General features: G+C 52.2%; 13 protein-coding genes. 7 read left to right on the top strand and 6 right to left on the bottom strand.

Features of this window, described 5'->3' with window-relative positions; all coding sequences use genetic code 11:
- Position 1: 1 nt before the first annotated feature.
- Positions 2–3,157 (bottom strand): DUF1553 domain-containing protein, encoded by a 3,156-nt coding sequence (locus P9L94_18585; protein ID MDP8246097.1) that lies wholly within the window; start codon positions 3,155–3,157, stop codon positions 2–4.
- A gap of 65 nt (positions 3,158–3,222) precedes the next feature.
- Between P9L94_18585 and P9L94_18580 the strand changes: the two genes are divergently transcribed.
- The 6 genes from P9L94_18580 (at position 3,223) to P9L94_18555 (ending at position 12,124) form a co-directional block, all read left to right on the top strand.
- A complete protein-coding gene (locus P9L94_18580; GenBank protein MDP8246096.1) occupies positions 3,223–3,495 on the top strand; it encodes a hypothetical protein in 273 nt (90 codons plus the stop codon).
- A gap of 4 nt (positions 3,496–3,499) precedes the next feature.
- Positions 3,500–4,984, top strand: a complete 1,485-nt coding sequence (locus tag P9L94_18575) for an arylsulfatase (GenBank protein ID MDP8246095.1) — start codon at positions 3,500–3,502, stop codon at positions 4,982–4,984.
- A 226-nt stretch (positions 4,985–5,210) separates the two neighbouring features.
- A complete protein-coding gene (locus P9L94_18570; GenBank protein MDP8246094.1) occupies positions 5,211–5,366 on the top strand; it encodes a hypothetical protein in 156 nt (51 codons plus the stop codon).
- 250 nt (positions 5,367–5,616) lie between these two features.
- Positions 5,617–7,047 carry a sulfatase-like hydrolase/transferase gene (locus P9L94_18565; protein ID MDP8246093.1) on the top strand — a complete coding sequence of 477 codons (1,431 nt, stop codon included), beginning with the start codon at positions 5,617–5,619 and terminating at the stop codon, positions 7,045–7,047.
- Positions 7,048–7,076: 29 nt separating this feature from the next.
- Positions 7,077–10,307, top strand: a complete 3,231-nt coding sequence (locus P9L94_18560; GenBank protein ID MDP8246092.1) for a glycoside hydrolase family 2 TIM barrel-domain containing protein — start codon at positions 7,077–7,079, stop codon at positions 10,305–10,307.
- Positions 10,308–10,816: 509 nt separating this feature from the next.
- Positions 10,817–12,124: a PQQ-binding-like beta-propeller repeat protein gene (locus P9L94_18555; GenBank protein ID MDP8246091.1), complete on the top strand. Its 1,308-nt coding sequence runs from the start codon at positions 10,817–10,819 to the stop codon at positions 12,122–12,124.
- 226 nt (positions 12,125–12,350) lie between these two features.
- Here the strand turns inward: P9L94_18555 and P9L94_18550 are convergent, their stop codons facing one another.
- The 4 genes from P9L94_18550 to P9L94_18535 all read right to left on the bottom strand — a co-directional run bounded on the left by P9L94_18550 (position 12,351) and on the right by P9L94_18535 (position 17,181).
- On the bottom strand, positions 12,351–12,941 hold the full coding sequence (locus P9L94_18550) for a prepilin-type N-terminal cleavage/methylation domain-containing protein (GenBank protein MDP8246090.1): 591 nt from the start codon (positions 12,939–12,941) through the stop codon (positions 12,351–12,353).
- 331 nt (positions 12,942–13,272) lie between these two features.
- Positions 13,273–13,458 carry a hypothetical protein gene (locus tag P9L94_18545; protein ID MDP8246089.1) on the bottom strand — a complete coding sequence of 62 codons (186 nt, stop codon included), beginning with the start codon at positions 13,456–13,458 and terminating at the stop codon, positions 13,273–13,275.
- A 102-nt stretch (positions 13,459–13,560) separates the two neighbouring features.
- Positions 13,561–14,682, bottom strand: coding sequence for a rhomboid family intramembrane serine protease (locus tag P9L94_18540; GenBank protein MDP8246088.1), 1,122 nt, complete (start codon positions 14,680–14,682; stop codon positions 13,561–13,563).
- Between the two features lie 21 nt (positions 14,683–14,703).
- Positions 14,704–17,181 carry a hypothetical protein gene (locus tag P9L94_18535; GenBank protein MDP8246087.1) on the bottom strand — a complete coding sequence of 826 codons (2,478 nt, stop codon included), beginning with the start codon at positions 17,179–17,181 and terminating at the stop codon, positions 14,704–14,706.
- Positions 17,182–17,417: 236 nt separating this feature from the next.
- Here P9L94_18535 and P9L94_18530 point away from each other — a divergent pair, with 236 nt between their 5' ends.
- The gene (locus P9L94_18530) at positions 17,418–20,876 is read left to right on the top strand and encodes a CotH kinase family protein (protein ID MDP8246086.1); all 3,459 of its coding nucleotides are present in this window, start codon (positions 17,418–17,420) and stop codon (positions 20,874–20,876) included.
- Here the strand turns inward: P9L94_18530 and P9L94_18525 are convergent.
- Positions 20,873–21,430 (bottom strand): NUDIX domain-containing protein, encoded by a 558-nt coding sequence (locus P9L94_18525; GenBank protein ID MDP8246085.1) that lies wholly within the window; start codon positions 21,428–21,430, stop codon positions 20,873–20,875. The two genes, P9L94_18530 and P9L94_18525, sit on opposite strands and share 4 nt — an antisense overlap.
- Positions 21,431–21,467: the final 37 nt, after the last annotated feature.

The following is a 21,467-nucleotide window of genomic DNA, read 5'->3' as shown; positions in this document are numbered from 1 at the left end:
TTCACCTCTGCATCAGACTGGCGTCGGAATTTTGAATCGCGTTCACCACAACCGCGTACGCCGCCAGTTCGGCTTCGTCGAGCGATTCATCTCGCACGGACTCGCCCGCATGGAGCCAGCCCTGCATTTTGGAGGGATCGCTCTGAAACGCTTTCAATTGTTGATTATATAATTTCATCAAAATTCCTGATTCCTGCCCACGGGGTCGCCTCGTAGCGAGCAAGCGAAACGCCAACGCGATTCGTTCGTTCGGCGTCTCGCGTAACTTCATGATGCGTTGCGCCAACACCCGCGCCGCTTCGACGAACTGTGGATCGTTCATCACCACCAACGCTTGCAAGGGCGTGTTGGTCTGCTGGCGGCGCACCGTACACACGCTGCGGCTGGGAGCGTCGAACAGGTTCATCGAGGGCGGCGGAACGGTGCGTTTCCAGAAGGTGTAGAGGCTGCGGCGATATAACTTGTCGCCGGTATCCTGGTTGTAGTTCGGGTTCATGCCAAACGCCCATAAGCCCTCCGGCTGATAGGGCTTCACGCTAGGTCCGCCGATTGTTTCAACCCACAACCCGCTCGCCGCCAGCGACTGGTCGCGCAACATCTCAGCGCTCAATCGCCGCGCAGGGCCGCGCGCCAATAGGCGATTATCCGGGTCAATCTCGCGCAAGCGGTCGCTCGCGATTGATGATTGCCGATAGACGCGGGTGGTCACAATTTGTTTGACCAGCGCTTTGACGTCCCAGCCAGAATGAATGAATTCCATCGCGAGCCAATCCAGCAATTCGGGATGGCTTGGCAGGTCGCCCTGGCTGCCGAAATCCTCCGCCGTCTTGACGATGCCGGTTCCAAAAAATTGCTGCCAGAGCCGATTCACGATCACCCGCGCGGTCAATGGGTTTTTGGGATGCGTCAACCATTGCGACAGTCCCAGTCGATTTTTCGGCATCGACTCGCGAAACGCCATGATGCTTTGCGGCGTATCGGGAAACACTTCTTCGCCGTGTTGGTCATAGGCGCCGCGCTTTAGCAAATACGCCTGGCGCGGCTGCGGCATCTCAGCCATCACCATCACTTCTTCAACGTCTTCGACCAGCGCGTTTCGTTCAAGCCGCGCTTGTTCTAACTCATTTCTCAATCGCGACGCGTCTTCATCAATGGCGGCGGCGTAATAGTCATACAATTCATTTCGTTCTTCTTCTGACATCGGCGTTGGCAGCCAATCGCCGTCGCGGGATTTACCAGCAACAGCCCGCGCTTCGAATGCGGTCAGCGCCCGGTCATACAGCGCGAGTTCATCCATCCGCCCGCCGGTCATGCCCTTTGAACGCCAACGCGCGCCCGCGCGCAGGTTGGTCCCGATTCCTTCTTTATCGAACACGATGTCGCGATATAAATTATCGCGCTTGACGGTCATCGCCTGTTCGACGCCATTCACATATAAGCGCGTACCAGAGGCCTTGCTGGAACCGTCATACGTCGCCAACAAATGAATCCACTGTTGTTTCGGCGCAGAGTGTTCAGACAAAAGATGAATGGAGTTATAAGGAAAATTCGCCGACAAACGTACATCAAAATGGTGATCGCTCAGCGAGAGTTGAAAGCCTTTGAAACTATAGATAATGCCGCCGCGATTGCTGTGGACGATCACGCCGTCCGCCAGCGCATCCGGCAGGTTCACCCATACGCCGATAGAGAACGCATTACCGCGCTTGAAGCGCCCCAGGCCGGGAAAGTCCAACATGTGGTCGCCGTCAAATTGCACCGCATTGCCCGACTTGCCTTCGACAGTTTGCAGGGGCGGCTTCGCAAGCCCCATCGTCACCGGATCAAGCACCCGCCCGGTGACGTCGCTGACCGTATTGGCGATGCGCTGATTGGACGCGTCTTCAAAATCAAACATTGCTATTGGCCAAACAGCCTCCGCCGATGGCACGGCGCCTGGTTGCTCAAGCGAACCAAACCACTGCTTAAATTTTTCTTTGCGTGTAGAACGCAAGGCGTCTATTTCATCTTCGATCGAATGGATGCGATTGTCGTATTGCTGTATCTCTTTCGCCTGTTCATCCGTCGGCAACAGCAAGGTTGGCGCGGGAAGATCGAGGTTGCTCCAGGTGATTTGCCCGCCCTCGTCTACGTTATTGAAAAAACTGAGAAGTTGGTAATAGTCTTTTTGTGAAATCGGGTCAAACTTATGGTCATGGCAGCGGGCGCATTCCAGCGTCACGCCCATCAACGCCCGCCCCAGTGTGTTGGTGCGGTCAGCGGCGTATTCCACCCGATATTCTTCGTTGATAATTCCGCCTTCGGCGTTTTGGGGATGGTTGCGGTTGAATCCGGTGGCGATGATCTGCTCGCGACTGGGGTTCGGCTCCAGGTCGCCTGCCAGTTGCCATTCGATAAACTGGTCGAACGGCATGTTCTGGTTGAAGGCCTCAATCACCCAGTCGCGCCAGCGCCACGCGGGGCGGAAGTTGTCGGCCTGATAGCCGTAGGTGTCCGCATAACGGGCCGCGTCCAGCCAATCGACCGCCATGCGCTCGCCGTAATGCGGCGAGGCGAGCAAACGATCAACCGCGCGCTCATACGCATTCTGCGCCTCGTCGTCGAGAAAGGCGTCGAGTTCTTCAATCGTGGGCGGCAGCCCGGTCAGGTCAAACGCCAAACGCCGCAGCAGCAATTCGTTGTCTGCTTCCTCTGAAAACGCCAGTTGGTTTTGCGCGAGTTTTCGTTCAATAAAAAAATCAATATCGAGCGCAATATCTTGTGGCAGGCCCGCCGGACCAAGCGGGATCAGCGACCAATGCGGCTTGTATTCAGCGCCCTGCTCGACCCACGCAACGATCAAGTCAATTTCGTCTTGCGTTAGCGACAAGTTAGAATCCGTCGGCGGCATACGGTATGAATCTTCATGTGAACGAATGCGGTTGACCAGGACGCTTTCTTCCGGGTTACCGGGAGCAATCGCTTTGCCTTCGCCGGTGAGCAATTCGCCAAATACGCCTTCAGGAGTATCCAGGCGCAGGTTCAACACGCGCTTGTTTTCATCCGGCCCGTGGCACGTAAAGCAACGGTCTGATAACAACGGGCGAATTTGGAAATTAAAATCAACCGCCTGCCCGTTTGCCGGTAACAATCCCAGAGAAACGAATACAACAATCAAAACGCCTCGAAGGCATTTTTTTCGCAAGAATGTAAACATCCGAATCCAACATGAAATATAGATTGATGAAAAGCAAACTGATGCGGAAACTGAGAGATTCTCATTCTACCAAAAAAAATGGCTCAAACCTATGGCAATCGCAGCGCGTCTCTGGTTCCTTGAGTCATTCCCGTCAATATGGTGCAATAGAGAGCGATTGGGATATTCATTTCGCTTATTTAGCGGAAGTGAGTTTTTTGTTTGAAAATAATCCACGGATAATCCGTGAAGGGAGAATTTTAATGACTAAATCAATCACGCGCCGCAACGCCGTTAAATCGACGGTCACATTGGGTTAAGCGAATGCAAAATCAAACCTCTCGTCGAAACTTCCTAAAAACCGGCGCCGTTGGCGGACTCTCGCTGATGGCGCCGCAGGCGTCTATCGCAAACCAAAGCCAGCAGCCAAACATCGTCTACATTCTCGCGGACGACTTAGGCTACGGCGATGTTTCCTGCCTCAACGAAAATTCAAAACTGAACACGGTAAACGTAGACCGTATCGCCCGGACTGGCGTCAAATTCACCGACGCCCATTCGGGTTCAGCGGTGTGTACGCCGACGCGCTACGGCATTCTGACCGGACGCTATTGCTGGCGTTCCAAACTCAAAAGCGGCGTTTTGTACGGCTATTCCGAACGCCTGATCGAGCCGGGCCGCATGACCGTCGCATCGTTCTTAAAGAGAAACGGCTACCACACCGGCTGCGTCGGCAAGTGGCACCTCGGCATGGACTGGGCAGGCGAAAAAGACAATTACGATGTGACCAAGCCCATCCAAAACGGGCCGAACAGTGTCGGCTTTGATTACTTCTTCGGCATCAGCGCCTCGCTCGACATGCCGCCTTACGTCTACATCGAAAACGACGGCATCACCGCTGCGCCTGACCGCGAAACCGAGAATAAAGACTTCAAAGGCTTTTGGCGCAAAGGCCCGACCGGCGCCGATTTCAAACACGCAGACGTACTGCCAAAAGTCACGGAGAAATCGGTCGAGTACATCAAGCAACGCAGCGAAACCGACCAGCCGTTCTTTTTGTACGTCCCTCTTGCGGCGCCGCACACGCCGATTCTGCCAACCAAAGAATTTCAAGGCAAAAGCGGGACCAACGCCTACGGCGACTTTGTACTGCAATGCGACGACGCCGTCGGGCAAATCCTCGACGCCCTGTCGCGCCACAGCCTCAGCAACAACACCCTGGTCATCTTCACCAGCGACAACGGGTGCTCGCCCCGCGCTGAGTTTGACGAACTCGAGCCACTCGGGCACGACCCCAGTTATATCTATCGCGGGCATAAAGCCGACATCTTCGAGGGCGGACACCGCATTCCCTTCGTCGCCCGCTGGCCGGGTAAGATCGCGCCGGGTTCGACCTCTGACGAAACCATCTGCCTGACGGACTTAATCGCGACCTGTTCAGCGATTCTTGATGAACCCTTACCCAGCGACGCGGGCGAAGACAGCTATAGCATTCTTCCTGCATTGCTCGGCGAAGAGCGAGACAAGCCCCTTCGTGAAGCGACGGTGCATCACTCTATCAATGGCTCGTTTTCGATTCGCCAGGGAAAATGGAAACTCAACCTCTGCCCCGGCTCCGGCGGGTGGAGCGACCCCAGGCCAAATAAAGCGAAAGAAATGGATCTGCCGCCGATTCAGTTGTATGACATCGAAAACGATTATGCCGAAACGACAAACATGTATGAGAAATATCCAAAAGTGGTTGAACATCTCACCCGGTTGTTAGAGTATTACCAAACAAGCGGACGCAGCGCACCGTTTATGAGGTGATTCTGTTACTGAATAGACGCTTTAACAAAATAAGATTCACGAGAAGGAATTTTGGCTTATCGAATAGCGAACATTGATGTCAGGCATGGGCGCCACTCTGGGAGCGCCTGTGCACAAGGGCCTGGAAGCCCGCACTGAAGCGAGCGGAGTGGCGCCCATGCCGAGCGCAACGAACGATCAATGATTTTTGAGATGAATTTTAGTAACCTTAAAAAGGAGATCATCAATGGACAATCAACTTGAAGAACAGCCGCCTGCTCTTCCTGGACAGAATGATATCATCCGTTCTTTAAGCGTCCCGCTCTATATGGGGAGGTTCTGGCTTAAATTAACAGGCATCATGACCATTTTGAACGGCGTATTCTTGATCCTCACCATTTGAGGGATTTTGTTTTGCTGGCTGCCGATCTGGATGGGCATCTTGCTCATGAGCGCCGCTTCATCCGTTGAAGAAGCCTAATCTTTCGAATAATCAGGAAGCGTTTATTAATTCACAACGAAAACTAAAAACATATTTCACCATTCTTGGTGTTTTGACGGCAATCAGTTTGCTATTTGTAGGATTCATTGTATTCGTACTGATCGTTGGCGGATTAGGCGCCATTCTTTCGACGTAATAATAGGAGAAAAATATGAAGCGACGCCAGTTATTGAAAACCCTCGGCGCGGGCGCAATCGCGTCGGCGCTGCCCTGCGCGACTGCCGCTCCAAAGAAAAAACCGAACATCCTTTTTTTGTTCACTGATGACCAGACATTCAAATCGATTGGTTCGTTAAATAATCCCGGAGTAAAAACGCCCAACATCGACCGCCTGGTCAAAAACGGCGTCACTTTCACCCATTGCTTCAACCAAGGCTCATGGACGGGCGCGGTGTGCGTCGCCAGCCGCGCTATGCTCAACACCGGGCGCTACATCTACCACGCCCAACGCGATATCGGCGGCAAAGACGGCCCGCTGGTTCCACTCTGGGGAGAAACGCTGGGCAACGCCGGCTACGACACCTTTATGGCCGGCAAGTGGCACAACGGAGACGCCGCGCTGCAGAAGGGCTTCAAAACCGTCGGCCCGCACGGCGGCGGGATGCTTGCTTCGACGCCGTATGACGGCGACGGCTACCGCCGCCCCACTGCGGACAACAATACCTGGCAGCCCGACGACAAAACCCGCAAAGGCCATTGGCGCGAACAGCCCGACGGCAGCATCATGCACAGCAGTCGCGAATGGGCGAACGCGTCAATTGACTACCTGCAAAACCATGCCGCCCACAGCGACAACCCGTTCTTCATGTATGTCGCCTTTCACGCGCCGCACGATCCGCGCCAAGCGCCGAGAAAATATCTCGATATGTATCCATTGGATCAGATTGAGGTTCCGCCAAACTTCGTCCCCGAGCATCCCTTCGACCAGGGCCAGCGCAATACGCTGCGCGATGAAATCCTGGCGCCGTTCCCCCGCACCGAACATCAGATCAAGGTGCATTTGCAGGAATATTACGCCATCATCTCACACGCAGACCATCAGATCGGCCGCATTCTTGATGCGCTCGAAGCGTCCGGCGAGTTAGACAACACCGTCATCATGTTTTCCGCCGACCACGGTCTCGCGATGGGTCAGCACGGCCTGCTCGGAAAGCAAAACCAATACGACCACAGCGTTCGGATGCCGCTCACCCTGTGCGGCCCCGGCATCAACCAGGGCGAACAGATCGACGACATGGTCTACCTGCATAGCCTCTACGCGACGACATGCGACTTAGCGGAAATCCCAACGCCGGAAACGGTCGAGTTCCCGAGTTTGGTCCCATTACTGAACGGCGGCTTTTATCCGCATACCAACGCTATCTATGGCTCGTATGTTGATTTTCAGCGCATGGTGAGAACCGACGAATACAAATTGATTATTTACCCCAAGGCCAACCGGATTCAGTTATTCAACATGCAAGACGATCCATGGGAACTCTATGATTTATCAACAGACCCGGGCAATCGCCAAATCATCGCCCGGCTAAAACAACGATTGCGTGAACTGCAACAAATGGTTGGGGACGACCTCGCCATTTAATACAAATTGAGGAAAGCATGGGTATCATCATGAGCAAAACGAACCACGCCCCATCTAAATTGAAACTCGCGTTGCGCACGATGTTAGCGCTTGCGCTCATTGCGACCAGCATAGCGTTCAACGCCCAGGCGCAGACTCCCGAATGGGAAGACCCGCAAAACATCGGCGAAAACCGCGAAGCGCCCCGCGCCAGTTTTATCGCCTACCCGAAAACAAACGCCGCGCTCAACAACGCCAACCCGATCAAACCGCTGATCGACCGCCGCGACGCTTCGCCCTGGTATGAGTCGCTAAACGGCCTGTGGAAATTCCAATACGCCGAGACGGTTGATGCGCGGACGAAAGATTTTTATCAATACAATTATGACGATTCGCGTTGGGACGCCATCCCTGTCCCCTCGAGTTGGCAGCTGCACGGTTACGGCTACCCCATCTACGTCAACTACATGAGCCCTGATTCGAAATGCCCCTGGGGAATAATGAACCCGCCGTACATTCCGCACGATAAAAACGAAGTCGGCTCGTATCGAAAAGAATTTCGCGTTCCGTCCAATTGGAAAGGCCGCAGCGTCTTCATTCAATTTGACGGCGTCGAATCGGCGTTTTATTTATGGCTGAATGGACAGCGCGTCGGCTTCAGCAAGGGGGCGCGAACACCAGCGGTGTTTGACCTGACGCCTTATCTCAAACCGAAAGACAACATTCTCGCTGTCGAGGTCTACCGCTACTCGGACGCGTCGTATTTAGAAGACCAGGACAAATGGCGCATGAGCGGCATCTTTCGCGACGTGTATCTGTTCTCACGAGGCGAAGTCCGCGTCGATGATATTTTCATCACGCCCGATTATGACGCATCCACATCAAATGGAACGCTGCAAATCACCACAGCCCTATCAAACCAGATGTCAGCGCCGAGCACAGGTCTGACGCTTGAGGCCGCGCTTTATGACAACAAAAAACCCATCGCTACTCTCAATGCGCAATTGAACTCTCTTGACGCCAACGGCAAAAACAGCGTCAAACAAACATTGAAAATTCCTGACGTAAAATGCTGGTCAGCGGAGTCCCCCTCCCTTTACCAACTGGTGTTGACCTTGCGCGACGGCAAAGGAAAAGTGATCGAATCCATCCCGCAGATGGTCGGCTTCCGCACGTCGAAAATTCAAAATAAACAGTTACTCGTCAACGGCGAGCCGATTTACATCAAGGGCGTCAATCGCCACGAGATGGACCCCGACGCGGGATACTCCGTCACTCGCGAGTCGATGATTCAAGACATCAAATTAATGAAGCAGAACAACGTCAACGCGGTGCGTACCTCGCATTATCCCAATACGCCGGAATGGTACGACCTATGCGATTACTTTGGCATTTATCTCGTTGATGAAGCCAACATCGAAAGCCACGGCATCGGCTACGGTCCCAAAAAAACATTGGGCGCAAAACCATTATGGAAGAAAGCCCACCTCGACCGAGGCGAACGCATGCTGGAACGCGACAAAAACCACCCGTCCGTTATTATCTGGTCGATGGGCAACGAAGCGGGCGACGGCTCTAACTTCGTCGCGTTGTATGAATGGATGAGAGAACGCGACCCGTCGCGACCAGTGCAATACGAACGCGCCGAACTTCACGCTCATACCGACATTTATTGCCCGATGTACGCCAGCCCGCGCGACATCGAAAACTTTGCTTCAAAAAATCCTGATCGCCCGTTGATTCTCTGCGAATACACGCACGCGATGGGCAATAGCATCGGCAACTTTCAAGATTACTGGGACGTGATCGAAGCCTATCCCGTCTTGCAGGGCGGTTTTATTTGGGATTGGGTTGACCAGTCATTGCGAAAGACGGATGACAACGGCGTCGAGTTTTGGGCGTATGGCGGCGACTTCGGCCCCGCCGACGTTCCATCAGACGAAAACTTCCTTGACAACGGCGTCGTCCGGCCCGACCGCACCCCCGGCCCGGGAACGCCCGAAGTCAAAAAAGTCTATCAGAACATCGGCGTCGAAGCGGTAAACCTCACTCAAGGTTCCGTGACAATCAAAAATAAATATTTCTTCATTAACTTAAACCAGTTTCAACCGACGTTTGAAGTTACCGCCAACGGGCGCGTGATTCAAAAAGGCAAGATCGCCCCCATCGACTTGCAACCGCAAACAGAAACCATCGTCAACCTTCCCATTCAGACAATCGAACCGGAATCTGGCGTCGAGTATTTCGTGAACATTCAATTTGAATTGATGGACAACGCCACCTGGGCCAAACGCGGACACATCGTCGCATGGCAACAATTCAAACTCCCCATCAAAAGCGCGCGACTTGATATCATGGCGCCCGAACGCGAAGAAGTTGTCGTTGAAGAATTACCGGATCGCATCATCGTCCAGAACGGCGAATTGGCTGTGACCATTGGTAAAAAGTCCGGCGTGATCGAGTCGATTCAAGAAGAAGGCGAAGAGTTATTGGTCGCGCCGCTGGTTCCCAATTTCTGGCGGGCGCAAACCGACAATGATTCCGCCAGCCGCGATATGATGCTGCATGACTCCGGCGTGTGGAAAACCGCAGCGCCGCAACGCGTGGTCGGTTCTGTCGAGGCGAAACAATTCGGTGAATTCAGCGCAACGGTTTCTACAGATGGAACCATGATCGACGGCAAGGTGAAATATCAAATCGAATATGCGTTCGCGGGCGACGGCGCCATTCATGTGACTTTCAAAATGTATCCCGACGAGACATTGCCTGAAATCCCCCGCGTTGGTATGCAAATGACCATAACCAGCGGCTTCGACAATCTGACATGGCTGGGACGCGGCCCGCATGAGAATTATCCCGACCGCTTCACCAGCGCCAATGTCGGCCTCTATCGCGAACCAGTCGAGGTTGATCCCTTCCCCTACATCAAACCCCAGGATTATGGCAACCGGACGGATGTGCGCTGGGCTGCGTTGACGGACAACAGCGGAGAAGGCTTGCTCATCAAAGCGGGCGCATCATGGCTCAATGTAAGTGCGTGGCCATATTCTCAAAACGATCTGGCAGAAGCCGACCACACCAATACTCTGCCGGAGCGCGACTACATCACTGTGAATATTGACCTTAAGCAGCGCGGCGTCGGTGGAATCAACAGTTGGGGCGCCAAACCTTTGCGCAAATACCAAATTGCGCCGCAGGCGTTTGCATATGATTTTGACATTTTTTTGATTGATGAAAAAACTGCGGAACAAATTGAAACGCGAGCCCGACATACTCCATAGTTCCGGGTAAACCTCACATCATGACGCCGCTTCGACGCCCGAACTCGAAGCGGCGTTTTTTGTTTTTAAAAATGTTAATTTGATTCATCCTGTAATCGAATACTTGCATTGATGGATGGTCATAATTTTGATTACAAAAAAGAAATCTGACATATCAAAAATTGACAAACCAATTCTGGCATGGGTGCAACTCTGGGAGCGCCTGTGCATAAGGCAATGTCATTGACTTAAGGGGTGGCAAGCCAAGGCGTCGCGAAGTGAGGGCAGACCTTGATGCGACGAAATCAAAAATATCAGCCCTGTAGAGGCGCAACGTGTTGCGCCCGAATCCCCCCTGGCGCTTTCAGCGCCGTCCCCCCTTAAAAAGGGGGGCTAAAAGTTTTAAGTCAATGACATTGTTGCAAAAGGGCCTGAAAGCCCGCACGGAAGCGATCAGTTTTTGGAAGAACCTTTAAATTGAAATTCAATTATTTATATACAGAGTCAAGAATAAAAAAAGGAGATGTTGTATGACAAAGCATTTTGTAATCTTTATATTTATTTGCTTCGTATCAGCGCCAATTGTTTCCGCAGATTTTGAGTCGGAAAAAATGAACAACTGGCACCATTGGCGCGGGCCGCTCTATAACGGCGCCGCTCAAAACGCCAATCCGCCCACTACCTGGAACGAAGACAAAAACATCAAATGGAAAGTCGAAATTCCCGGCAACGGTTCTTCGACGCCAATCATCTGGGGCAAAAAGGTTTTTGTGACCACCGCCATCGAAACCGCCAAAGCAAAAGAAGGCGCACAAGCCGACGGCAGGGCCCCGTCGAAATATTACAAATTCGACGTGATCTGTTTTGACCGCGACAGCGGCAAGGTGATCTGGCAAAAGACCGCAGCGGAGACGGTGCCGCATGAAGGCACACACGGCACCAACACCTACGCCTCTGGCTCGCCCACCACGGACGGAGAGTTTCTTTACGTCACTTTCGGCTCGCAGGGCATCTTCTGTTACGACCTCGACGGCAACCAGATTTGGAAACGCGACCTCGGCGACATGCAAACCCGCAACAGTTTCGGCGAAGGCACTTCGCTTACCGTCCACGGCGATAACCTGATTGTCACCTGGGACCACGAAGGCCCATCATTCATCGCGAACCTGAGTGCAAAAACCGGCGATACCAAATGGAAGATCGACCGCGACGAACAAACGACATGGGCGACTCCCTTAGTGGTTGAGCACAACGGCGTTACTCAAGTCATCGCTAACGGCGCCAAACGGGCCATCAGTTACGACGTCAAAGACGGCTCCATCATCTGGCAATGCGGCGGCCAAACCGGCAACCCCATCCCCACGCCTTTCGCTCGTAACGGTATCGCTTATGTCAGCAGCGGCTGGCGCGGCGCCGCGCTTTATGCGATCCCGCTCGATTCTAAAGGCGACATTACCGGCACAGATAAAATCGCTTGGAGCCATAACAATGATACGCCCTACGTCCCCTCGCCGGTCTTAATTCAAGACCGCATTTATTTTACCAAAGACCGCAATCCCATCATGTCGTGCGTCAACGCCGACACGGGAAAAGTGATTCTCCCCGCCGCCCGCTTGCCGGAGTTGTTGGGTAATATGTACGCCTCCCCCGCCGCCAGCGGCGACAAGGTGTTCTTCACAACGCGGGACGGAACGACGCTTGTCTTAAAGATCGGCGAAGAAACCAAACCGCTTTCCGTGAATAAACTTGATGACGAGATTGACGCATCGCCCGTCATGGTTGGCGATAGTTTATTTCTTCGCGGCAAAGATTATTTGTATTGCATCGAAGCCAGTTAGCAACACGTTTCACGCCCCAAACGGGGCGCCATAACCAAGCCCTTTCGTAACCTTTTGGGTCTTGATGATCCTCCCCACCCCGCTTTGCCGGACTCTTTGGCGAAGCGGGGTCTTCTTGTATATGATTGGAAATGCTTGAAGAACGACGTAAGGATTGGACGGGAACTGGGGACGAAAAGCCCGCACCAAAGCGATGAGAGCAGCGCCTACCACGCTTTCCTTCTGATCAATACAAGGTGCCGCCAGGGCCGAGATAGGCCATGATACCGTCGCTGATGAGCCCGTTTGACGTCGCGTAATAAATGACCTGGTTTCCATGCGAAAGGTTTGACGCCCAGTTCAACGCAGGCCCGGGGCTGCGCGCCGCAAATTGAAAATTCGCCCCATAGAGTTCCATGGTCTCTTTTCCGCCGCCGGGGCGCCGCGCTTCGTCATAAACGTAGCCGCCGTCCCAAATCGGCCCTAAGTCTGAATTCAATTTTTGCGGGTTATTGGTTTGGAAGGGATCAATCGGGACGGACGCCATATACGAAATCGGCGTGGTCAATTGATGATAGCGATAGGTGTGTTTCACCCACCACGGCATCCCCGACGCCCACAGACCCTCGCCGCCGGGAAACACATTATTGTCGAGGCCGTACATTTGAATCGCCGTCCCCAACGAGCGCAAGTCAGATTGCGCCCGGGACACCTTCGCCCGCAGTTGCGCATTCAAAAAATTAGGAACGGCAATCGCCGCCAAAATCCCAATAATCGCAACGACGATCAGCAACTCAATCAGGGTAAAGCCTTTGCCCGCATTTCGTTTCAACATCATCTCCACCTCAGATTCAAATAATGCAGCATACAGATCAGAAATAAGATCAAGGAAGTGAAATCAACGATGGAAATAGCCAGTGCTGCCTGCTAGTAGCGAGTATAGTCTACAACAATTTCGGCTTTGTTTACCAGCAATTTTTTTCTGGAAGGAATTCATCAATCAACGTAGAATTTTGGCGAGGTCATGGATGAATGATGCATTTCCAGGAGAGAGTTACATCAGATATTAAAGCGCACCAAGCCTGCAATGACGCAGACCAAAGGCGCGTCTTTTCGATGAAAGAGGAAAGCGCAGATACCAAATACGCGAATCTACGAAAGCAATTGGCTTATTTTTTTTGCGCCCACTTGTTCTGTGAAATTGCCATGCGGTTTGAATCGTCACTTGCAGTTTCTTCGCCGCCCTCAGTGCAATCCGGGCATATCGTCGGGTAGACCTTGCCGATAGGCGGAACGCCATTTATCCATTTGCCATCAACATTCACGCGATGGCAGACTGTGCAAATTTGAACCATGAAACACCTGTTCTTTAATGATTAATCTTTATTGGATGAGCATCAAAAACGAATGGGATAAATCTTTATCCAACATTCCCTATAGGTCAACACGTTAGTATATCACGAAAATTCTTGGTATATGTCCGATTGTTTCTGGTGAAAGTAATTTAAGAAATACCAAAAAGCCAAACCGGCAACAGCCCCGCCCAAATGGGCCAGGGCAGATACTTTAGACGCACCTGCGATTTGATACAGGGCGCCGATGTATTGAAGAACAAACCACACGATCAACATTTTCATCACAGGAATGCGCGCCCAATGAAAATAGACCAAAATTCCTACGCGAATTCGGGGAAACTGCATCGCATAAAAAGCCAAAATGCCTGAAATGCCCGCGCTGGCGCCGATACTGGGAATATCGGGGTTCGGATCAAACAGCGCATGGACGCAAGTGCCTAATAAAATTGAACATAAAATCAAACATCCAAACAACCATTTGCCCACATAATCTTCAACATTATCGCCGAATATCAGCAAAAAGTAGGCGTTCCCAAGTAAATGCAACAGGCTGCCATGCAAAAAGAAGGACGTAATCACCGTCAATCCCGCAAGCCGAAACGCATCCAATGGAAGAAACCCATACGAATCAACAATGGGGCCTAAATTTGAAACCGTCTGCGCAAATACCAAAATAATCGAAGCAAAAATCAACCAGGTCAGCCAAGGCCAATGATGAAGCGGGTTGGTATCAAACTCGACGGGCAACATCAAAATAGCGGGGATAAACTTCCAGCCCTCTTCTGGCGAGGTTTGACGATTGTCTGCATCGTCTTTGATATGTTTCAATTGAATGCGCGCCATCGCTTCACGCGCTTTTTCTGGAACGCCCTCATTGGGGTCGGGCGCAGGCGGTGGAGGGGGAATGCCGGGCATGTCTTCAAATTCACCCGCATCAAACCAGAACATCTGGCATGGCTCGCAGCAATCCAGTTTCCAATGGACGCCGGGGATGTTGGGCGTAAACTGCGCCATGCGTTTTGTGCAGCTGGGGCAGCGTTTCCCTTCGACCCCCACGCCGTTTGACGCGCGCAGCCAGATTTGGTTGATGGTTTTTTTATCGATGGATTTTCGTAAGAGCGAAAGCGACGCCGCCCGACCGCCGCAATGCTTACAGCCCCAAATCACGCCGTGCGGATGCCGCCCCTTCTTCAACTCCTTATTACAATTGGGACAGACGAGCATTCAATCATCCTACGCGACGGTTTATTCCATCAGCATCCAATCGGGAATTGACGCAAACGGCAGTTCGATTCCAGGCCGCCCCGTTGGAATGCGGATCACTTCACCGGGATAACGCCTGTCAGGCGCCAGCCCCATATTAGCAGCGAAAATTGAAGTCTCAAATTCTCCGTGACCAAACGCCATCCCCACCGCGCCCGAAAGGCCGCGCGTAAACACAACCGTTTCACCATCCGGCGCGATGCGATAAAGAAACCCCGGCGTTCCATCGGCGACATATAAATATCCATCGCGATCAAACGCCATACTCTCAACGGCTGATGCGACCCCATCCGCATACACTTCAACGCTGCCGTCAGACGCAAGTCGATAGATGTTGCTTTGCCCGTCTTCGTCATTGCCAAAGTAAAGCAAGTTGTCGGGGCCAAACGCCAAGGCGTTAGGGTTGCGCACCGTCGAGACAATCACCGAACGGTCGCCATTTGGAAACACCTTTTCAATAACGTCGCTGCCTCTTTGCGCAACAAACAGCGTCCCCGCTTCATCAAATGCAATCGCAGTGGGAAAATTCAACCCATCAACGACGATCTCCGTTTGGGTTCCCAGCAATTTTTTTACCGTGCCATCGGCGGCGTTGCAGAAGTGAAGCGCGCCGTCGTGGTCAAACGCCAATCCATTCGGTCCAAACGAACCGCCGCTGGTCGGCAAGTCGCCGACCGCGACCTCAATGCGTCCGCTTTGAGAAATGGTAATGATGCGCCCGCTGGCGGACTCCGTGAGATATATCTTATTTGCGTCATCAACGGCGACGGCAAACGGCGTCCCATTGATTTGCGCCAGGCGCGTCGGACCCGGCAACGCGGGCGATAGATACTCATTTTGCGCATCCGACGTATCGCGCAATTTCACAAACACGATGTCGCCATCGTTCGCAGGCGCTTCGAGCATGGCGAAGCCATCTTGTTCAAACGTCCCTTCGCCGCTCGCTTGGGTTTTATCAACGATTACAGTTGCGTTCACTGGCATGGTGTCATCTAAGACCGAGCCGTCCGGCAACATGACATGCACGTTCCCGTCTGCATAGGTCACAACCGCTGCGGGATCATTCATGGCAGGCGGAGCGTTATCGAACGGCGCTCCGGTTGCGAACGAAATCGCCGCAACGCCGGTTTGCGCTTGGGCGTTGGGTTGATTTGGCGAGCCAGCAATTTCAATCACATACTCGCCCGCTGCGGGGAACTGGATTCCGCTTAACAACGAATCCGTGCTCAAGACCGCATTGTCATTAAAGAACACTTCTTCGTTATTTTCGTTCAATACCCGCAGGCTAGGGTCCAACAAATGCCAAATACTCAACGCGAGTAATGAGTAATCACGCCCGGAGTCAACCTGAATCTTATAGCGGTCCACATCGCCGACGGGGCCAATGACGGTCGTCGCCGTCTCGCCGACAGTGAGCCAGCGATCATCGTTTTCATCTTCTAAAGGCCGCGCTTCAAAATCAAACAGTCCGGTGTTTTCATGCTCGGCGCCAATGACCAACATAAAGAGGCTTTCGTCGCGCACCGGCGTAAATCCAGGCAATACGGTAGTGGTCGGTTCATCGACATCCGGGTCGGCAAGCGTGATAAAATTACCGGAGGCTTCCATCAAGATCAGCGATGATTCCAGGCCATCCACGCCAGTCGCGATAAAATCATACGCCTCGCCTTTTAGCAGCGGTAGTTCAAACGCAGCCACGTCGCCAGGCGTCCGCACATCACCCGATGTTGCTTCTCCCAAGGTCACTTCGGGCGCATCATGCGCCACAATACGATACGGTCCGAGATCAGCGTTTGAACGGGGCGCAACCACGACGGTGTGAACGCCCGACTCTTCAGCAACGAGCAAAGCAATTGGTTCGGTCGTCGCAAAATCATCAACGACAAACAAGCGTTCCCCGGTCGGGCTGAACACGCCCATGATGGGGTTCAACACCAAGTCCGGCGTCATCACGGCTAACACCACCGCTTGCCCGCGCGCGAGGTCTAAGAGGTATTGGTCTTGTTCAATGGAGGACGCAATCAGCCCCTGCTTGGGAGAATCTTTGGTGAGAAAGGCAATCGTATTCGTATCGGAAAGCGCATGGACCGAAAACGAAAAATCAACAGGGGCTTCAATGCCGCTGGCGCTGATTTGAATCGTATAGGTCCCTAAATCCACAAGCGTTTGTAACAAGTAGGCGCCTTGAAACGCAGGATAATTGCGCCCGGTATTTTGCGCGACAAACTCACCGTCAGGATTGGTAAGCGCTAGCGCAATATCGAAGTTGCGTTCTTCAATGTTAAGTTGCAATTGAAACAACCCGCGCACTTCGAGAGGCATGGTGAAGTTTGCAACAGGTTGTTCAGCAGAAAGGACGCCCGTAAGCGTTTGACCAACGACAATCTGTTGCTGACAGGTTCCAATAATCGGAGACGCTAACAACATCAAAACAACGAATATCAATAAACAAGATTTCATTTCTCTTCCCCGCGCGAGTAACAATTAAATATCAGTCTGATCTATTTTAGGCTCATTCTTTCAACTCATTTGAAATTTTACAACTATTTACAAGTCATTCATCCAGATCAACAATCGTCTTTATCGGTCAAAATATCAATCCCGTTAATTCTTGCCGTCTTATGGAGTATCGTATGATATTCTATTAGGATGAGTGATTTTTCTATCAAATTGAAGTTTAGGGGAAATACGCATTAATGAATTATTTCATGAAATCCAGTTTTATCTTCGGTATCATTTTTTGTAGTTTACTCGTTCCGGCCTTCGCTGACGTCGTCATCAACGAGATTCATTATGACCCGTCTGATTTGGATTATGAGGCGGGTTCCCTGCGCGAATTCGTCGAGTTATACAACCCCGGCGACGCAGCGGTGGACCTCAGCGGCTACCAGTTTACCTCCGGCGCTTTATATACGTTCCCGAATGGTACGCAACTCGCGGCGAATGGCTACCTCGTGGTTGTGCGCGTTCCTTCGCATACCACATGGCGCAACAAACGCTATCAGGTTTTGGGACCGTTTGAAAATAAACTTGGCAACGGCGGCGAATGGGTTGAACTCACCCGCCCCGATGGAACCATTGTTGAGCGTCTGCGCTATAACGACGATCCGCCCTGGCCGCGAGCCGCCGATGGGTACGGCCCCAGTTTGGAACGCATCGCCTGGGACCTGCCCGCAGACGATTATCATTCATGGCGGGCTTCGTTACGCAACGACGGTACGCCAGGGGCTGCGAATACTGCGATCGGGACGCCGCCGTATCCATTGATTCAGTCTTTCAACATTAATCCTCAACATCCAACCTCGAGTGATGAAGTCACCGTTCAATTTGCCGTTGATTCACCTCACTTAATTGAAAGCGCTCTCCTCCGCTGGGAAGAGACGGATGTATCCCAGCAGGCGAAAGACACTCTCGTTGCATCACGAAGCGCCTGGCGTTACAGCAAAGGGACCAGCGCTCCTTCCAACAACCAGGTATGGACGCTTTCAGATTTCAACGATAGCGCATGGGCAACCGGGACCGGCGGGTTCGGCTATGGAGATATCGAGCAAGTTGAGACGGTGCTCAATGATATGCGCGGCAATTATACGACTGTTTATCTGCGCCGGAATTTCACAGTCAGCGACATCAATGAAATTGGCGCACTGACTCTGTCGATCTTTTACGACGACGGCTTTATCGCCTATCTCAACGGGCAGGAAGTCGCCCGCGCATCCGCTCCTGACAATTATACAAATGAATCGACCTCTGATGGCAGCCATGAAGCGAACGAGGCTGAGGAATTCACCATTGGAAACGCATCAACCTATCTTACAAACGGTGAAAACACTCTGGCAATCGTCGGCTTTAACCTTTCGTTAGGAAACAGCAGCGACTTTGTGTTGGCGCCGTCGCTATTCGCCTCAAACCAGCCAAACCAAAACCAAGCGGAGATGACGTTTATCAGCCAGAATTTCACCTCCGGCGTTTTACAAGCCTCCATCCCCCCGCACCCAAACCAGACTCTGGTTCGATACAACCTTGAACTGGCGTTGACTGACGGACAGACGTTGCGCCTACCTCATACTGCTGAGACGCGACCGTTTGAATCGTACTTCGTTTATGACAATGATATCGAAAGCAAAATCCCGCTGATGTGGATATTCCCACAGGAATCGACCAGCCTGCCAAGTGATGCAAAAGCCATTTCAGCCGCCGTCATCAAACCACTCGACAGCGAGTTCCCGCTGGTATTTGACGGGGTTCGTTACACGGACGCGCGCAACGGCAATAAATTAAAATTTCTCAAAGGCGAAGAATTTCGCGGCGACCGGACTTTAAACATCAGTTTGGAAACGCCCCGCGAAGGCACAACCGCCGGCGGCCAATCGCCTCACGTCGAGCAAATTTCTTATGACCTCTTTCGCGACTCTGGCGTACTCACGCCGCGCTGCGACTGGTATCGCTTTATTGAAGACGGCGCCCACACCCAACGCATTGCCGTCCAGCAACCCAACGAGCGTTTCTTAGAAATTAACGGACGCGATCCGTCTTCGAATATCTATAAAATCGCCTACAACGAACCTGGCGGATACAGCAAAAAATCCAATATGGATGAAAGTTCCGACGACTACATCGAGCTCTTTCGCAACGTCCGCGTCAACAATCGAAACCTGGTTGAAGATTTGCCAAAGTATCTGGATATCGAAGAAGTGATGGGCTACGAAGTGGTCACGTTTTTGCTCAGTCATTGGGACGGATTTAAAAATAACATCTTTCTCTATCACGACCTCGCGCCAGACGGCAAATGGGAAATCATCCCTTGGGACACCGACAAAACCTTTGGCTATACCGATTCAGACCCGATGTATTGGAAAATGCCGATTGATTTTTCACTGACGCTTGTCGCGCCCGGTTCACAAGAACTGACCAACCGAAACCTGGATGCGCCGATTGGACGCCCGTTTCATTCCGACCCCAATTTGCACGAAGAATTTGTCAACCGGGTCGCTCAATCATTGAATGGTTTATTCTCATTAGAACGGATGGGCGGCATCATCACCCAGACAGAAACCCTGCTTTTGGATGACCTCGCCTTGAGTGAATCCTATACAGGCTCAACGCGAAATTCGCGACGCAACCAGATCACGACTTCATACAACACCATGCGCTTCTTCCTTGAAAACCGCCATGATTTCTTGCGAACTCAACTGCCAGCGGGCTTCACGGTTAAACGTACATTGCCGTCGAGCGATTACAGCGGCGGTTCAATGATCGAAAATATTGAGATCACAATTTCGCCGCTGAGTAATGAAGCAACAAATGTAATTGTGTCTGAATTTATTCCAGATGGGTTTGAACTTGTGGACGTCCATGCAAATCATGGTGACGTTGCAATTAACAACAATTCGATTATTTGGTCTATTTCAGGCGTCACGTATGAAGTCAGTATGACATATTCACTCCAAACGCCTGAAACATTTCCTTCATCGACTCCCGTATTGCACGGCATTGTTTCAAGCGGCGGAGTGGACTTTGCAATCACTGACGACACCTTAAATTATCTACCAAAAGATTCGCAGCGTCTGCCCGCCCCTTGGGTGACGGGCGCTGGCGAGTGGCTCGCGACGGACGGCGTATTGACCTGTTGGTCTGAAGACGGCCTTGATCCAAAACACGCCTGGGTTGATCTTGATCTCCCAACCCAAAACTACACCGTCCGCGCCGACGTACGCATGTTGAATTGGCAAGACGTAGACCACGCCCGCAGCGGCGTCGCGGTGCGCGTCGATCCGGCGGAAGGCGCCAGAGCGCTGAACTTTTTGTTTCATGATGATGAAGGCAGCGTTGATTTTTTGAACGATCTTCTCGCCTGGGGAACCCGCTCTGAATATACATGGCAGGTCGGCGAATGGTACACGATGACATTGGCAGTCGATGGCATCAAACTCGACGGCAGCATCAAAAAAACAGGGACGAATGAATCGCCATTTGCAATGACATGGGAAGACGGAAGCATCAACCAGCGCCCGTCAGGCTTCCCGGGCGTCACGGGCAGTTCGCTGGCGGGCCTATCTTCTCAATACGATAATTTTGAAGTCATCGTGAATGGAGACATCATTTTCGCGGACGACTTTAATTACAGCACCAGCGTAAACGACTGGATGATGTATTAAATTTTCAGCCCCAATCCGTCGCGGTGTTGGCGCATCCATTCCACGCCGCGGCGGATCGACTCAAAACCGATTTCGCTAAGATCGACCTCTTCTAATCTCATCAAGCGCGAGTCGCGAATTTCAGCGTCATATTTCATCGCGCCCCAATCGTTCACCGTGCACAAAAAGAAAAAATCAACGGTGTGATACAACACACCGCTATACACATACTGGTTGGGTTGTGAACACAAAAAGCGATCTGTGGTAATTTCCAGATTCAATTCTTCGCGAATTTCCCGATGCAGCGCTTCTTCCGCCGTTTCGTAAAAATCAATAAACCCGCCAGGAAAATCCAGCGTCCCTGCGCCGGGGTCTTTGCCGCGCACGGTGAAGAGCAAGCGCCCGTCCGCATGACGAATCACGCCAACCACCGTTCCGCACACGTTCAGGTAATATTCAAACCCGCATCCGCCGCAAACATATCGCTGTTCGGATTGCGCGCGTAACGCATCAGCGCCGCAGCGCGGACAAAACTTCAATAGAGCCTGGTTATGGGTTTTGGGATCAAGAGTCATAGTGCATTGATTATGGCTCAAATTGATTTTTTCAAAA

Source organism: Candidatus Hinthialibacter antarcticus, from assembly GCA_030765645.1.
GTDB lineage: Bacteria > Hinthialibacterota > Hinthialibacteria > Hinthialibacterales > Hinthialibacteraceae > Hinthialibacter > Hinthialibacter antarcticus.
The sequence above is the reverse complement of the archived record's forward strand: the minus strand, read 5'-3'. Positions and strand labels throughout refer to the sequence as shown.

Coding starts and splice junctions, on each gene's coding strand:
- P9L94_18550 (MDP8246090.1), bottom strand. CDS start 12,941: ATGATGTTGAAACGAAATGCGGGCAAAGGCTTTACCCTGATTGAGTTG.
- P9L94_18545 (MDP8246089.1), bottom strand. CDS start 13,458: ATGGTTCAAATTTGCACAGTCTGCCATCGCGTGAATGTTGATGGCAAA.
- P9L94_18555 (MDP8246091.1), top strand. CDS start 10,817: ATGACAAAGCATTTTGTAATCTTTATATTTATTTGCTTCGTATCAGCG.
- P9L94_18575 (MDP8246095.1), top strand. CDS start 3,500: ATGCAAAATCAAACCTCTCGTCGAAACTTCCTAAAAACCGGCGCCGTT.
- P9L94_18535 (MDP8246087.1), bottom strand. CDS start 17,181: ATGAAATCTTGTTTATTGATATTCGTTGTTTTGATGTTGTTAGCGTCT.
- P9L94_18540 (MDP8246088.1), bottom strand. CDS start 14,682: ATGCTCGTCTGTCCCAATTGTAATAAGGAGTTGAAGAAGGGGCGGCAT.
- P9L94_18580 (MDP8246096.1), top strand. CDS start 3,223: ATGAAAAGCAAACTGATGCGGAAACTGAGAGATTCTCATTCTACCAAA.
- P9L94_18570 (MDP8246094.1), top strand. CDS start 5,211: ATGGACAATCAACTTGAAGAACAGCCGCCTGCTCTTCCTGGACAGAAT.
- P9L94_18565 (MDP8246093.1), top strand. CDS start 5,617: ATGAAGCGACGCCAGTTATTGAAAACCCTCGGCGCGGGCGCAATCGCG.
- P9L94_18560 (MDP8246092.1), top strand. CDS start 7,077: ATGAGCAAAACGAACCACGCCCCATCTAAATTGAAACTCGCGTTGCGC.
- P9L94_18530 (MDP8246086.1), top strand. CDS start 17,418: ATGAATTATTTCATGAAATCCAGTTTTATCTTCGGTATCATTTTTTGT.
- P9L94_18525 (MDP8246085.1), bottom strand. CDS start 21,430: ATGACTCTTGATCCCAAAACCCATAACCAGGCTCTATTGAAGTTTTGT.